This is a genomic window from Antribacter gilvus (assembly GCF_003946865.1).
In the GTDB taxonomy this organism is placed as follows: Bacteria; Actinomycetota; Actinomycetes; order Actinomycetales; family Cellulomonadaceae; genus Antribacter; species Antribacter gilvus.
Genome location: NZ_QXTH01000005.1, coordinates 99,098 through 113,237, shown reverse-complemented (window position 1 = coordinate 113,237; position 14,140 = coordinate 99,098). Strand labels below are relative to the sequence as shown.

At 71.9% G+C, this 14,140-nt stretch carries 16 protein-coding genes; 3 read left to right on the top strand and 13 right to left on the bottom strand.

Annotation, left to right across the window (positions count from 1 at the left end):
• Positions 1-102: 102 nt before the first annotated feature.
• From D1350_RS10250 to D1350_RS10240, 3 genes are all read right to left on the bottom strand, one after another.
• Positions 103-978, bottom strand: coding sequence for a DUF881 domain-containing protein (locus tag D1350_RS10250; protein ID WP_125775907.1), 876 nt, complete (start codon positions 976-978; stop codon positions 103-105).
• Positions 979-1,063: 85 nt separating this feature from the next.
• On the bottom strand, positions 1,064-2,059 hold the full coding sequence (locus tag D1350_RS10245; RefSeq protein WP_125775906.1) for an ABC-2 transporter permease: 996 nt from the start codon (positions 2,057-2,059) through the stop codon (positions 1,064-1,066).
• Positions 2,056-2,964: an ABC transporter ATP-binding protein gene (locus D1350_RS10240; RefSeq protein ID WP_125775905.1), complete on the bottom strand. Its 909-nt coding sequence runs from the start codon at positions 2,962-2,964 to the stop codon at positions 2,056-2,058. The genes D1350_RS10245 and D1350_RS10240 overlap by 4 nt, the downstream gene beginning before the upstream one ends.
• Before the next feature lie 182 nt (positions 2,965-3,146).
• Between D1350_RS10240 and D1350_RS10235 the strand changes: the two genes are divergently transcribed.
• Both D1350_RS10235 and D1350_RS10230 read left to right on the top strand, forming a co-directional pair.
• Positions 3,147-3,800: a response regulator transcription factor gene (locus tag D1350_RS10235; protein WP_125775904.1), complete on the top strand. Its 654-nt coding sequence runs from the start codon at positions 3,147-3,149 to the stop codon at positions 3,798-3,800.
• Between the two features lie 2 nt (positions 3,801-3,802).
• Positions 3,803-4,963, top strand: coding sequence for a sensor histidine kinase (locus D1350_RS10230; RefSeq protein ID WP_125775903.1), 1,161 nt, complete (start codon positions 3,803-3,805; stop codon positions 4,961-4,963).
• A gap of 36 nt (positions 4,964-4,999) precedes the next feature.
• Here D1350_RS10230 and D1350_RS10225 read toward each other — a convergent pair whose 3' ends face one another.
• From D1350_RS10225 to clsA, 4 genes are read right to left on the bottom strand one after another with little or no spacing between them, the layout of a single operon-like run.
• On the bottom strand, positions 5,000-5,563 hold the full coding sequence (locus D1350_RS10225) for a hypothetical protein (RefSeq protein ID WP_125775902.1): 564 nt from the start codon (positions 5,561-5,563) through the stop codon (positions 5,000-5,002).
• 52 nt (positions 5,564-5,615) lie between these two features.
• Complete coding sequence (locus tag D1350_RS10220) at positions 5,616-5,948, bottom strand: small basic family protein (protein WP_125775901.1); 333 nt, start codon at positions 5,946-5,948, stop codon at positions 5,616-5,618.
• Positions 5,945-6,910 (bottom strand): DUF881 domain-containing protein, encoded by a 966-nt coding sequence (locus D1350_RS10215; protein ID WP_240644025.1) that lies wholly within the window; start codon positions 6,908-6,910, stop codon positions 5,945-5,947. The genes D1350_RS10220 and D1350_RS10215 overlap by 4 nt, the downstream gene beginning before the upstream one ends.
• A 4-nt stretch (positions 6,911-6,914) precedes the next feature.
• Positions 6,915-7,490: a cardiolipin synthase ClsA gene (gene clsA / locus D1350_RS10210; RefSeq protein WP_125775900.1), complete on the bottom strand. Its 576-nt coding sequence runs from the start codon at positions 7,488-7,490 to the stop codon at positions 6,915-6,917.
• Positions 7,491-7,868: 378 nt separating this feature from the next.
• Here clsA and D1350_RS10205 point away from each other — a divergent pair, with 378 nt between their 5' ends.
• Positions 7,869-9,809 (top strand): DEAD/DEAH box helicase, encoded by a 1,941-nt coding sequence (locus D1350_RS10205; RefSeq protein ID WP_125775899.1) that lies wholly within the window; start codon positions 7,869-7,871, stop codon positions 9,807-9,809.
• Positions 9,810-9,958: 149 nt separating this feature from the next.
• Here D1350_RS10205 and D1350_RS10200 read toward each other — a convergent pair whose 3' ends face one another.
• Genes D1350_RS10200 through D1350_RS10175 form a run of 6 tightly spaced genes read right to left on the bottom strand, consistent with a single transcriptional unit; the run spans position 9,959 to position 14,059 of the window.
• Positions 9,959-10,414, bottom strand: a complete 456-nt coding sequence (locus tag D1350_RS10200) for a PH domain-containing protein (protein ID WP_240644024.1) — start codon at positions 10,412-10,414, stop codon at positions 9,959-9,961.
• A gap of 19 nt (positions 10,415-10,433) precedes the next feature.
• A complete protein-coding gene (hisG, locus tag D1350_RS10195) occupies positions 10,434-11,282 on the bottom strand; it encodes an ATP phosphoribosyltransferase (protein ID WP_125775898.1) in 849 nt (282 codons plus the stop codon).
• 53 nt (positions 11,283-11,335) lie between these two features.
• Positions 11,336-11,599 (bottom strand): phosphoribosyl-ATP diphosphatase, encoded by a 264-nt coding sequence (locus D1350_RS10190; protein WP_125775897.1) that lies wholly within the window; start codon positions 11,597-11,599, stop codon positions 11,336-11,338.
• Positions 11,600-11,655: 56 nt separating this feature from the next.
• Positions 11,656-12,153 carry a 6,7-dimethyl-8-ribityllumazine synthase gene (ribH, locus tag D1350_RS10185; protein ID WP_125775896.1) on the bottom strand — a complete coding sequence of 166 codons (498 nt, stop codon included), beginning with the start codon at positions 12,151-12,153 and terminating at the stop codon, positions 11,656-11,658.
• A complete protein-coding gene (ribA, locus tag D1350_RS10180) occupies positions 12,150-13,427 on the bottom strand; it encodes a GTP cyclohydrolase II (protein WP_125775895.1) in 1,278 nt (425 codons plus the stop codon). Before ribA ends, ribH begins: the two co-directional genes overlap by 4 nt.
• Positions 13,424-14,059 (bottom strand): riboflavin synthase, encoded by a 636-nt coding sequence (locus tag D1350_RS10175; RefSeq protein WP_125775894.1) that lies wholly within the window; start codon positions 14,057-14,059, stop codon positions 13,424-13,426. Before D1350_RS10175 ends, ribA begins: the two co-directional genes overlap by 4 nt.
• Positions 14,060-14,140 lie beyond the last annotated feature (81 nt).

The window sequence follows — 14,140 nt, the reverse complement described above, 5'->3', positions numbered from 1 at the left end:
CGCTGCTGGGGGGTCCACTCAACCTACCCCGACGCGATGGTGTGCGTGAAGCGCACGGGGGAAAACTACCCACGTCAGAGCCCGTTCGCATGCCGGTCCGCCTCAGCCGCCGGATCCGTCCTGCAGAGCGGGACGCGCGTACTCGGGTTCCTCCGGCTGCTTCACGGCGTCGACCTCGACGTGGTCGAGCTGTGTCGTGGTGGTCCGGGCGCCCGCTGTGCGCAGGGTCGGCAGGGCTCCGCCGGGGATCTCGAGCGCGCGGTCGATCGTCTCGGGATCGCCGATCACGGCCCACTGGTGGGGGCGGTCGAGCACGTCGCCGTCGAGCACGATCTCGCCGTCGGCGTCCTCGAAGTACGAGCTGGTGACGATGCGCACGTCGTTGATCTCCATGGCCTCGGCGCCCGCGTTGCGCAGCTCCTCCAGCATGTTGAACATCTGCGAGGCCTTGAGCTGGCCGCGCTGCGCCTCCACGTCGACCTGGACGCCGGGTCCCTCGGCGGGGAGCCGGCCGGACAGGATGCCCTCCAGCTCGGCCCGCTGCTGGGCCAGCTCGAGCGCCGCCTGGTCCTGGCCACCCTCGGACTGGAGGTCTGCTCGCGCCTCCTCCAGGGTCGCCACCTCCGCGTCGAGCTGCTCCGCGCGCTGCGTCACCTCGTCGAGGAGCCGCACCAGCTCGTCCTGTCGGAGCGACGACAGCTGGTCCGTGCCCGACTGCCGCACCTGGACCGCGAGGGCGAACCCGAGAGCCAGGCACAGCACGCCTGCCAGGAGCTCCGACCGGGTGCCCCGCGGGCGGAGCATGCCCCACAGGACACGCCACGAGCGGGGCTCCTGAGGCGGGGACTCAGGCTGGGATTCTGGCTGGGGTTCTGGGGCCGTCGCGTCCGGATCCTCCACCACGTCGTCCGAGTTCTCCTCAGGCCGCTCGCCCGGCACGAAGGAGCCAGACCCTTGGGTGTTGGTGTCTCCGCGCATCGCCACCACTGTACTCGTGGGCGACGTGTCACCGTGCAGGGACACGAGGGGTCCCGGCGTCGTGCGGTACCACGAGGAGCTGCGGCTAGGACCGGCGCCGGAGCCAGAGGAACCCGAACCCGCTCAGCAGCAGCGAGAGCGCCACGAACAAGGACAGCTCGATCCACTGGAACGCCCAGTACCGGCTGCCCGGCTGGTAGGTGTACTCGAAGTGCAGGTCCTGCGCGACGGTGCAGGCGTCGCCGACCTCCGGGTCGTCGGGGATGAGGCAGGGCACTGCATCCTCACCGACGTACGGCGATCCGTCCGCCGCGTAGATCGGGAACGAGAACTCCATCGGCCAGCTGCCTCCGGCAACGTACCCCTGGATGTCGAACGTGTTGTCGTCCTTCAGGTGGAGACCGACACCACTGTCGAGGACGGCGAGGTCGATGGCGACGGTCTCGGTGACCGGGGGCAGCAGGTTCTGTCGCACGAGCGTCGGGACCAGCAGCTGCACGACCGCGAAGACGACGAGGGTGATCGCCATGGCCGGCAGGGTGCGCCGGACGACCATGCCGACGACCGTGCCGAGGACGAAGGCGAACAGCGCGTACCCGATCGGGACGATGTTGCGCGAGTCGAAGCTGAGGGCCGCGAACCGCTCGCCGACCACCTCGTCGTACCTGCTCACGCTCCACGTCAGCAGGAGGCTGAACAAGCCCGCCACCGCGCCGCTGAACAGCCCGACGACGGTGAGCTTGACCGCCAGCCACCGGGCCCGGGTGACGCTCTGGTTCCAGACCAGCCGGTCGGTGCGCTGCTCCACCTCCTGGGCCACCAGCGGCGCACCCCAGAAAGCCCCGATCAGGCCGGGGACGGCGATGAGCAGCACCACCATCAACGAGATCGCGTCGTCGAACCCGGCCCGGAGGTCCATCCGTGCGACGTCGCACGCCTGGGCCTCACAACCGGCGATCCTCGTGTCGTAGAAGGTGCGGATCTCACCGCCCAGGTAGACGAGATAGACGGTGAGCAGCGCCAGCGCACCGACGGCCACCAGAGTCTGGGCGCGGAACTGCCGCCAGGTCAGCCAGATCATCGGTCCGCTCCCGCCACCGTTGCGGACGCCACCGTTGCGGACGAACCGTCCAGCGCCCCGGCCGCGGCCCGGGTCAGGTAGGCGAGGGTCAGGTCCTCGAGGTCGACCGCCTCGGCACCGGGGACCGGCGCGTCGACGGACCGGACGATCACGGACGACTCGCCACGGGAGTGCTCGGCGTGGATCACCTCGGCCCCGGCCGGCAGCCGGAACGGGTCGTCCGTACGACGCGAGATCCGGTGGTGCACGGCGAGCAGGTCGGCGACGTCGCCCGAGATCTGCACCCGGCCGGCGGCCAGCACGACGAGGTGGTCGCAGACCTGCTCCAGGTCGCCGAGCAGGTGCGACGAGAGCACGACGCTGACGTCCAGCTCGTCGACGAAGTCGAGCAGGTCTCGCAGGAACCCGCGCCGGGCCAGCGGGTCCAGCGCGGCGACCGGCTCGTCGAGGACGAGCAGGTCCCCCCGCTTGGCCGCGGCGGCCGTCAGCGCGAGCTGGGCTCGCTGACCGCCCGACAGCGACCCTGCCTTCTGCTCGAGGTCCAGCCCACGCGCACGGATCCGCCGCTCCGCGAACCCCTGGTCCCACCTGGGGTTCAGCCGGGCGCCGAGCCTCAGGTGGTCGGCCACGGTGAGCCGGGGATAGACCGGGGCGTCCTGAGCGACGAAACCGACCCGGGCCAGCTGGTCGGCACTGACGGCCGGCCGGTGACCGAGCACCTCGACGCTCCCGCTCGTCGGCGCGATCATGCCGGACACCAGCCCGAGCAGCGTCGACTTCCCCGCCCCGTTGGGACCGACGAGGCCGACGATCCGCCCCTCCGGGATCGACAACGTGCACCGGTCGAGCGCGAGACGGCGGCGATAGCGCTTGCTCAGCGCCTGCGTGTGGATGGTCAGGCTCATCAGGTCCTCCTGCGTTCTTCGGACTCGTGCTGTCACCGACGATTTCTACGCGGCAGACAGTCACAGCACGGTCCGCGCCGCTGTGACCCGGCTGTGACGGGCCCTCCGTTAGCGTGGGACCGGCACGGTCCGGCAACACCTGACCCACACGGCAGACGGCTGCTGGTACCAGGAGGCGAGCGATGCGAGTACTCGTGGTCGAGGACCAACCGGACCTGGCCGACTCCGTGGCCCGGGTGCTGCGGCGCGAGGGCATGGCCGTGGACGTCGCCTACGACGGCGGGGCGGCGCTCGAACGGGCAGCCGTGGTCCCCTACGACGTCATCGTCCTCGACCGGGACCTGCCCGTGGTGCACGGCGACGACGTGTGCCGCACCCTCGTCAACCGCAGGTCGACGAGCCGGGTGCTCATGCTGACCGCCTCCGGCACCCTCTCCAACCTTGTCGAAGGCCTGGGTCTCGGGGCCGACGACTACCTCGCCAAGCCCTTCGCCTACGCCGAGCTGATCGCGCGGATCAGGGCCGTGGCCCGGCGCTCGCAGCCTGCGGCGCCCCCGGTGCTCGTGCACGCCGACGTCCGCCTCGACCCGGCGCAGCGGACCGCTACCCGGGCCGGAGCCCGCCTCCCCTTGAGCCCCAAGGAGTTCGCCGTGCTGGAGTACCTGTTGACGTGCGGCAGCCGGGCCGTGTCGGCCGAGGAGCTGCTCGACCGGGTCTGGGACGAGGCCGCCGACCCGTTCACCACCACGGTCAAGGCCACGGTGAACCGCCTGCGGGCCAAGCTCGGCGACCCGCCGATCATCGAGACGGTGCCCCGAGCCGGATACCGGATCTGACCGTGCGACTCGCAGACCATCCCCTCCGGCTCCGGCTGACGCTGCTGTACTGCCTCGTCTCGGTGATGTCGAGCGCGGTCCTGCTGGTCATCATGTGGGCCCTCGCCGAGAGCCTGAGCGGCGACCTGCTGCCGGTGCCCGACCTCTCAGAGCTGACGGCACCCTCTCCCCCGCCGCCCGGGGACGACGCCGACTTGCTGCCCCCACCGGCGCTCGATGCCGTCGGCTCCTCCGACGACGGACTGGTGCAACCGCTGATCGCGCTGGCCATCATGGCGTTGATCTCGCTGTTCCTCGGCTGGCTGATCGCCGGCCGCGTGCTGCGCCCCGTGCTCACCATGACGGAACGCCTGCGCCAGATCTCCGAGCGCAACGTGCACGAGCGGCTGGCCCTCCCCGGCCGCCGTACCGAGCTGAAGGACCTGGCTGACACGGTCGACGGGCTGCTCGGCCGGCTGGGGACCGCACTCGACGCGCACAAGGTGTTCGTCGCCAACGCCGCCCACGAGATGCGTACCCCGCTGACCGTCGAACGCGCGCTGCTGGAGGAACCGCTGATCGATCCGGAGGCCGACCTGGAGTCGTTCCGGTCGAGCTTCGAGCGGCTCCTGGTGATCAGCGACCAGCGCGCGCAGCTGCTGGAGTCGCTGCTCATCCTGTCCAGCAGCGAGCAGGGCCGCGGTGCGGACGAGCTGGTCGACATCGCCGACCTTGTTCAGCTCACCCTTCGCGAGCGGGCACCCGAGGCCCAGCGGCGCGGGATCCACATGGAGACGTCCCTGCGGCCGACGTGGATACCGGGCGACCCGGTGCTGCTCGGCCGGCTGCTCGTCAACCTCTGCGACAACGCGATCCACCACAACGTTCCCGGCGGCACGGTCGAGGTGAGCGTCCACCGCAAGATCGGCCGAGCAGTGCTCACCGTGACCAACACCGGCGAGGTCATCTCGGCCGGCCAGGTCGACGGGCTGTTCGAGTCGTTCCAGCGGCTGCACCGCACCACCGACGACGGGCACCACGGCCTCGGGCTGTCGATCGTCCGCGCGATCGTCCGCGCCCACGGCGCGACGGTCACCGCCCGACCGCGCCCCGACGGCGGCCTCGTCGTCGAGGTGGCGTTCCCCATGACCGAAGCAGTCCGGGCCGGCGCCGGCACGCCTTGACGATGGCCGCTTGGGGAGCAGGCGGGCGGGGACGAGTCACGGCCGCCCGGGCGGGGACTGCCGCGCCTCGACAACGGACCTGAGGATCCGAGACTCCGCGTCGGCTCGCGCAATCAACGAAGCGATGTCCCCGGACATGATCTGCGCGATGTCTTCCTCCTGGCACTTCGACTCAAATGCGGCAAGGTCGGAGAATGGCACCGGTCCAACCGGCCAGTGCCAAAGACGTGCAGCTTCCATCGCCGTCTCCAGCACTGTCCTCAGGACCTGGCCGGTGCAATCTTCTGTCGCGGTGACTATTGCAAAGGTCGAGACGTGAAGCCCTTTGACACAGATTGCCGCGAGCTCACCCTTCGTGAAGAGAACCGTGGCGAGATACCAGCTCGATGCGAATCCCTCTGAGACCCGATCGATCTGGAGCTCGCCACCTTGATGTCTTGAAAGGGCGGCTCGGACACCACGATCGACAGAGTCGTAGTCGTCCCCGAACCCGAAGCTCCGTGAGATCGCACCCAACGCCCCGCTCCAACGGATTGCTGTGATGCAGCAGAGCGTGCCGGAATCCCTCGGGCTCAGCGAATCAACTGCCCTGTCATCCATCTTCAACACACTCGCAGGTCCGGCGTACGCCGTCGTCCGGCCCGCAGGGCCCTCACGCCTTGAAGATGTGCCGGCGGATCGACGCCGCGTTGGAGAAGATCCGGATGCCCAGGACCACCACGACAGCCGTCGAGAGCTGGCTCCCCACGCCGAGCTGGTCACCGAGGAACACGATGAACGCGGCCACCAGGATGTTCGACAGGAACGACACCAGGAACACCTTGTCGTCGAACACGCCGTCGAACCGGGCACGCAGGCCGCCGAACAACGCGTCGAGCGCGGCGACCACCGCGATCGGCAGGTACGGCTGCAGCACCACCGGCACCGTGGGCTGGAGCACCAGCCCGGCGATCACCCCGATGGCGAGGCCTACGACTGCGATCATCCCTGCTCCTCCTGGCCTGCTCCGGTGGGCGACGGCGTCGCCGACGGCTCGCTCGTGGTCGTCATGGTCGATGGTGCGGTACTGGCCGGCGCCGGGGCGTCCGGGCTCGGGATCGAGCTGCCCACCGCCGACGCCGCCCGCAACGGCCGCGCACCGGCGCCCGGCAGCCTCAGCGCGCTCTGCGTGATGACGCTCTGCTTGATGCCGTACCGGGAGCCCAGCATCTGCAGGTACGGCGTCGCGCTCGACCGGGCGAACTCCACCTGCAGCTCCTCCGGGTTGCCGACCGCCTCGATCACGTACGTGGGACCGTTCAACGGCTGCAGGTCCACCAGGATGGCCTCGCCCGCGTTCCGGATCGCCGACAGCGCCGTCAGCCGCTGCCCGTTCACGGCCACCGCCTCCGCGCCCGCCCCCCACAACGCGTTCACGACCTCCTGGACGTCCACGTCACGCACCCGCGCGTCCGGGTCCGCCTCCGCCGGGTCCACGAGCCCGCCCCCGCCGTCGGTCAACGACACCACCAGGCCAGGACCCGTGACCGGCGCCGAGCCGTTCACCATCCGGTCCAGACGCGCCCGCTCGCTGACCAGCGGCGGCACGCCCACCGCCTGCTGCAGCCCGTCCACCTCCGCACCCAGCGTCACCGACCGCAAGGTCAGCGCCTCCGCCTCAGCCGTGCGCGCCGTGATCTGCTCCGCCAGCAGCTCCCGCGCCGCCTCGATCTCCGTCCGCGGCGCTCGCAACTCCCGCGTCGCGGTGGCCGTCACCAGACCCAGCGCCGCCGCGAGCAGGAACAGGACCACCAGGGACTGCTTGCGGCGGACCCGCCCGGCGCCTGCCACACCTGCCGCGGCACGACGTGCCGCAGCCTCGGCATAGCCCGGGTCCAGCGGTCGCTCCATCACTTCGGTCAGGAGGGTCATCGAGGCGTCGGGCCGCACGCGCCACTGCGTCGTCACCGCCTCACCCCGCCGTAGCCGCGATCCGGCGCGTCTGCGACACGTACTGCAGGCCCGCGAGCCAGTACAGGCCCACGCCCCACCACGTGAACGCCCAGCCCACCACGTGCGCCACCTGGCCGACGACGCCCGGCACCTCGGCCAGGAGCAGCAGCGGGAACGCGTACAGCAGCGCGAACGTGGCCGCCTTGCCCACCAGGCTCACGTTCAGCGTCCCGTAACCGTGGCGGGCCAGGACCGGCACCGTGCACGCCAGCATCACGTCGCGCACCACGACCACGACCACGAGCCACAGGGGCACCACGTCGCGCCACGCCAGGCCCAGCAAGGTCACGAAGATGAAGAGGCGGTCCGCCGCGGGGTCGAGCATCTGCCCCAGCTTGCTGACCTGGTGCAGGCGCCGCGCCAGCACGCCGTCCAGCCAGTCGGACGCACCCGACACCGCCAGCACGACCAACGCCCACACGTCCTGCCCGGCGACGATCAGCACCGCGAACACCGGCACCAGCGCCAGACGCAGCAGGCTGATCACGTTGGGCACCGTCAGGACCCGGGAGCTGACCTCCTGTCCTGTGGACACGAACACCGCCTCACCGTCGCTCTTCCGTGCGCGCCATACTACGGCGGACCTGTTGCGTATCCGCACGGCGCGCCGCCGTCAACGACACGCTCACACGACACCCTCACACCACTGGCGTACCAGGTCACGGCCCAGGCCGCAGTGCTCCACGTCACGCGACCCCGGCCTGTCCCCCAGGCGCTCGTGGCCGTAGGATGGGCGGCAACCCCTTGTGGAGTTCGTCGACTTTCCCGCGTGTTCGTGCGTGAAAAGCCCGCAGCATCAAGCCTGCGGGGCAGGTGTGTTCGGGAGCGTACGACCGGTAGGGCCAGCCTGGAGATCACTGGGCGGTGCCACCTGGACTCCCAAAACGCCTCCGACGAAACGGTGCACCTCTTCATGCCCAGCAACACCCCTGTCCAGACGTCTGCCTCCGCCTCCTTCGAGACGACCGACCTCGAGACGACCGCCCCCGAGGCGGTCACGACCCCGGTGGCGGTCACCGCCCCGGTGGCGCCGGACGCCGTGACGTTCGCCGACCTCGGCCTCCCGGACGCGCTCCTCGCGGCCGTGACCGACCTCGGCTTCACCATCCCCTCCGCGATCCAGGAGCAGGCGGTCCCCGCCCTGCTCGCCGGGCGCGACATCACGGGCGTGGCCCAGACCGGCACCGGCAAGACCGCTGCGTTCGGCCTGCCGCTCCTCGCGGCTGTGGACCCGTCGCTGCGCCAGGTGCAGGCCCTCGTCCTGACCCCGACGCGCGAGCTCGCGATCCAGGTCGCCGAGGCGATCGAGTCGTTCGCGACGCACCTCCCGGGCGTCCGCGTCCTGTCCGTCTACGGCGGCTCCCCCTACATCCCGCAGCAGCGTGCGCTCCGTGAGGGCGTCCAGGTCGTCGTCGGCACCCCCGGCCGCGTCAAGGACCACCTGGAGCGCGGCGCGCTGATCCTGGACGACATCCGCTTCCTCGTCCTCGACGAGGCCGACGAGATGCTCCGCATGGGCTTCGCGGAGGACGTCGAGGAGATCTTCGGCCAGGCGCCCCGCAAGCGTCAGGTCGCCCTGTTCTCCGCGACGATGCCGCCGGCCATCCGCCGGGTCGCCGACCAGCACCTGGTCGACCCCGTCGGGATCGCCGTCGACCGTCAGTCCTCGACCGTCACGTCGGTGCGCCAGACGTACGCGATCGTGCCGTTCCGTCACAAGATCGGTGCGCTGACGCGCGTCCTGGCCACCTCCGACGCCGACGCCGCGATCGTGTTCACGCGTACCCGCGGCTCCGCCGAGGACGTCGGCTCGGCCCTGGCCGAGAAGGGCATCTCCGCCGCCACGATCTCCGGCGACGTGGCCCAGAAGGAGCGCGAGAAGATCGTCGAGCGCCTGCGCGCCGGCACCCTCGACGTGCTCGTCGCCACCGACGTCGCGGCCCGCGGCCTGGACGTCGACCGCATCGGCCTCGTCGTGAACTTCGACGTGCCGGGCGAGCCCGAGGCCTACGTGCACCGCATCGGCCGCACCGGCCGTGCCGGCCGCACCGGCGAGGCGCTGACGTTCGTCACGCCCCACGAGCGCGGCAAGCTGAAGAGCATCGAGCGCACCATCCGCGCGACGCTCGAGGAGGTCGAGATCCCCTCGCCCCGCGACGTCTCCGCCCACAAGGTCGCACGCCTGCTCGGCTCGATCGCCGGCCGGATCGAGGCAGGTCGCCTCGACCTGTACGCCGACCTGATCCGCACCTACCTCGCGGAGAACACCGCCGGGCCCGACGACGTCATCCAGGTCGCCGCGGCGCTCGCTGCCCTCTCGGTCGGCGACGACGGCCCCCGTGCCCGCGAGGAGCAGGAGGAGTTCGAGCGTGAGCGTTCCGAGAGCCGCGCGAACGCCGCACGTCGCGAGACGCGTGGCGCCGAGCGGCACGACCGCACCGGCGACCGCCCGCACCGGGCCGAGCGTGGCGACCGTGCCAACGGCACGCGCTACCGCATCGCCGTGGGCCACACGCACGGCGTGCAGCCCGGCGGCATCGTGGGTGCCCTCACGAACGAGGGTGGCCTGACCGGCGCCGACGTCGGCAAGATCGACATCTTCGGCACCTTCTCGATCGTGGACATCTCCGCGAACCTCGACGAGGCCACGCTCGACCGCCTGTCGCGCGCCCGTGTCGCCGGCAAGCCCCTGCGTATCACCGTCGACCGCGGCGCCCCGGCCCGCGCCGGCGCCGGCGGCTTCGCCCGCGAGTCGCGCGACAACGACCGCCCGCGCAGCCCGCGCGGCCCGTCGCACTACGAGGCACGTTCCTCCTCGTCGGAGCGTCGCCCGGCGCGCACCCGCTCGTACTGAGCGTCCCCCGGGGCGTGATCCCGGGGTCTGACCCCGGGCTGAGCATGTGAGTGTGGCCGATCCTGAGACTCAGGATCGGCCACATTCGCATGTCCGGCGTTCGGCGTTCGGCGTTCGGCGTTCGGCGTTCGGCGTTCGGCGCCAGCCGTTCAGAGTTCCGGTTCCGGCGCCTCGCCGTGCTCGGAGACGAGCTCCGCGAGACGGCGCGCCTCGGCCATGCCGTGCTCGCCGTCGGACCGCTGGATCCCCATGACGGCGAGCACGGACCCGTCGGCGAGGTCGAGGTGCACCCACGGGTCGCCCGACCCGAAGCGCACGGAGACGATCTCCGCCCAGGCGAGCCTCCGCCGTCGGACGTAGTTGATCACCGTGAGGCCGCGCTGGTCGGGGACGGCGCGGACGGCGCCGAACCGCCAGGCGACCACCGCGCAGGCGAGCCCGAACACGATGAACGACGCCCGGTTGACCGGGTCCGTGCCGAGGCCGCGCGCGGCCATGGCCATGACCGTGCTCCCCACCACGAGCGACAGGGCGAGGACGTACGCGACAGGCGTGGTCCACCGCCCGCGGAACGCGCGGTACCGGTCCCCTGCCCCCGTCGGCACGCCCTCGCTCCTGCCTCGGCTAGAGCCGGCTCGCGTGGATGGAGGTGACGATGATGGCGCGCGCACCGACGTCGTACAGCGCGTCCATCACCCGGTTCGTCTGCGCCCGGGGCACCATGACCCGCACGGCCGCCCACTCGCGGTCGTGCAGCGGGGAGACCGTGGGCGACTCGAGGCCCGGCGTGACGGCCACCGCCGCGTCCACGAGCGACACCGGCACGTCGTAGTCCATGAGGACGTACTCGCGGGCGGTGATGACACCCTGGAGCCGGCGCGTGAGGATCTCGAGCCCGGCCGGGGCCTCGGTGTCCGCGCGGCGGATAAGCACGGCCTCCGACCGGAGGATCGGCTCGCCGAAGATCTCCAGACCGGCCGCGCGGAGCGTGGTGCCCGTCTCGACCACGTCGGCGATCACGTCGGCGACGCCGAGCTGCACCGACGACTCCACGGCCCCGTCCAGGTGGACGATCGCCCCGGGCTCCACGCCCTGCTTCGCAAGGTGGTCGCGCACCAGCGTGGTGTACGACGACGCCACGCGCAGCCCCGCGATCTGCTCCACCTCGGTCACGGTGCCGGCAGGCGCCGCGAAGCGGAACGTGGACCGGGCGAAGCCCAGGCCGAGGTGCTCCACCGCGGAGGAGCCCGAGTCGAGCATCAGGTCACGGCCGGTGATCCCGATGTCGACCGTGCCCGTCCCGACGTACACCGCGACGTCCCGCGGGCGCAGGAAGAAGAACTCGGCGTCGTTGTCGGGGTCGGCGAGCACCAGCTCGCGGGTGTCGCGGCGCTGGCGGTAGCCCGCCTCACGCAGCATCTGGGCAGCAGGCTCCGACAGGGAGCCCTTGTTGGGAACAGCGATTCGCAGCACGGAGGTGGTTCCTCTCAGGGGTACGTGAACGGGCCGGTGAGCGTCAGCGACGCTCACAGATGCGCGTACACGTCCTCCAGGGTCAGACCCTTCGCCAGCATGAGGACCTGCAGGTGGTACAGCAGCTGGGAGATCTCCTCGGCGGTCTCCGCGTCGCTCTGGTACTCGGCCGCCATCCACACCTCGGCAGCCTCCTCCACGACCTTCTTGCCGATCGCATGCACGCCGGCGTCCAGCTGTGCCACGGTGCCCGAGCCCTCGGGACGGGATGCGGCCTTGTCGGACAGCTCGGCGAACAGGGAGTCGAAGGTCTTCACAGAACCAGCGTAGTCGGGCCCGGCGACCGCGCCCCGGGCGTCCGCTGTGCGGGCAGTCACAAGGACGTCCCCGCCGGCTCCCCGGGAACCAGCACGCCCCGCAGGACGACCGCCGTGGCCACCGCCGCCAGAGCCGCCTCCGCGCCCTTGTCCTCCTTCGACCCCTCCAGCCCCGCCCGGTCCAGAGCCTGCTGGTCGTCGTCGCACGTCAGCACACCGAACCCCACCGGGACGCCCGTCCGGACACTCACGTCCGTCAGGCCCGACGTCGCCGCCGAGCACACATAGTCGAAGTGCGGGGTGCCCCCACGGATCACGACCCCCAGCGCCACCACAGCGTCCGCGCCCGCGGCCGCCGCCCGAGCCGCAGCGACCGGCAGCTCGAACGACCCCGGCACCCGCACCTCCGTCCATGACGCCCCCGACTCCGCCAGCGCACGCCGCGCACCCGCCAGCAGGCCGTCCATCACCTGCTCGTGCCAGCTCGCCGCGACCACCGTCACGCGCAGCCCCGTCCCGTCCACCGTCACTACCGGTGCTCCTGCTCCGCTCATCGTCCGCCTCCCAGCGCGGGCACCAGCTCCAGCAGGTGCCCCATCCGTTCCTTCTTGGTCTTCAGATACCCGCGGTTGTGCACCCCGAGCCCCACCTCCAGCCGCCGCGAGCCGACGACGTCCGCCCCCGCCTCCCGCAGCCCCCGCACCTTCTCCGGGTTGTTCGTCAGCAGCGTCACCGGGCCCAGCCCGAGATCCGCAAGGATCGCCGCCGCCGCACCGTACTCCCGGGCGTCCGCCGGCAGACCCAGCGCCACGTTGGCCTCCACCGTGTCCAGGCCGCCGTCCTGCAGCGCGTACGCCGCGACCTTCTGCGCCAGCCCGATCCCCCGGCCCTCGTGCCCACGCACGTACACCACCGCGCCACCCTCGCGGGCGACCAGCGCCAGCGCCGCCCGCAGCTGCGGACCACAGTCGCAGCGCAGCGAACCCAGAGCATCCCCCGTGAGGCACTCCGAGTGCACCCGCACCAACGCCCCGACCGGCCCCGCAGCGGGAACCAGCGCCACATGCTCCGCACCCGTCACCAGGTCCCGGTACCCGACCATGCGCAGCTCCCCGTGCTCCGACGGCAGCGACGCCTCCGCGACCCGCCGCACCCGGGCGACCGGGACGACGTCGGGCACCGCGCTCGTCAGCGGGACGACCGGGACCGGGTCGTGCTCACGCCGCCACGCCACCAGGTCCGCGATCGACAGGACCACCAGACCCTCCCGCGCCGCCAGCGCCTCCGCCTCCGGAAGACGCACCATGCCGCCGTCGTCCCGGACCAGCTCCGCGATCACCCCCACCTCCCCGAGCCCCGCCAGCCGCGCCAGGTCCACCGCCGCCTCCGTGTGCCCCGGACGCTCCAGCACCCCGCCCGGCACCGCCCGCAACGGCAGCACGTGCCCCGGACGGATCAGGTCCGACGGACCCGACGCCGGGTCCGCCAGCACCCGCACCGTCCGCGCCCGGTCCGCCGCACTGATCCCCGTCGTCACCCCCGACGCCGCATCCACCGCCACCGCATACGCCGTCCGCCGCGGATCCTCGCTGTCCGCCACCATCAACGGCAACCCCAGCTCGTCCGCCCGCCCCGCCGGCAACGGCGCACACAGATACCCCGACGAGTGCCGAACCGTCCACGCCACCCACTCCGCCGTCGCGGCGCTCGCGGCGAGGACCACGTCCACCTCGTTCTCGCGGCCGGCGTCGTCGGCGACGAGGACCGGGCGACCCGCGCGCAGCTCGGCGAGGGCCGTCTCGAGGAGGTCCCCGAAGGCGCGGGTCACGACCGGACCCCCGCCCGCAGGAGCCGCTCCACGTACTTGGCCAGCACGTCCACCTCGACGTTCACGGGGCTGCCCGCCGCGAGGGCGCCGAGGGTCGTCGCCGCGAGGGTGGTGGGGATGAGGGAGACGCCGAAGCCGTCGTCGGTCACCCAGGTCACCGTGAGGGAGACGCCGCCGAGGGCGATGGAGCCCTTCTCCGCGACGTACCGGGTCAGCTCGGGCGACGCGGCGAAGGCCAGGTCGTCCCAGCGCGGGCCGGGGGCCCGCGACTCGAGCGTGGCCGTGCCGTCCACGTGGCCCTGGACCACGTGGCCGCCCAGGCGGCCGTGCGCCGGCAGGGCACGTTCGAGGTTGACCCGGGTGCCGGCGGCGAGCGCGCCCAGGGTGGATCTGCTGAGGGTCTCGGGCATGACGTCGGCGGTGAACCGGCCGTCGGCGATCGTGGAGATCGTCAGGCAGACGCCGTCGACGGCGATGGAGTCGCCCGGGCGGGCGTCGCTGGTGACCAGGGGACCCTCGACGGTGAGGACGGCGTCCCCTCCCACGTCGGAGCCAGGGTCCGCCCCGGGGCTGGACCCCGGGAAGCCGATCGCGATGATGGTGCCGAGCTCTTCGACGATTCCGGTGAACATCAGAACTCCTCCGCGGGGATCGTGGGGCGCACCACGGAGGGTCGGCGGGCGGCGCGCTCGACGAGAGCGCCGCGGGCCGGG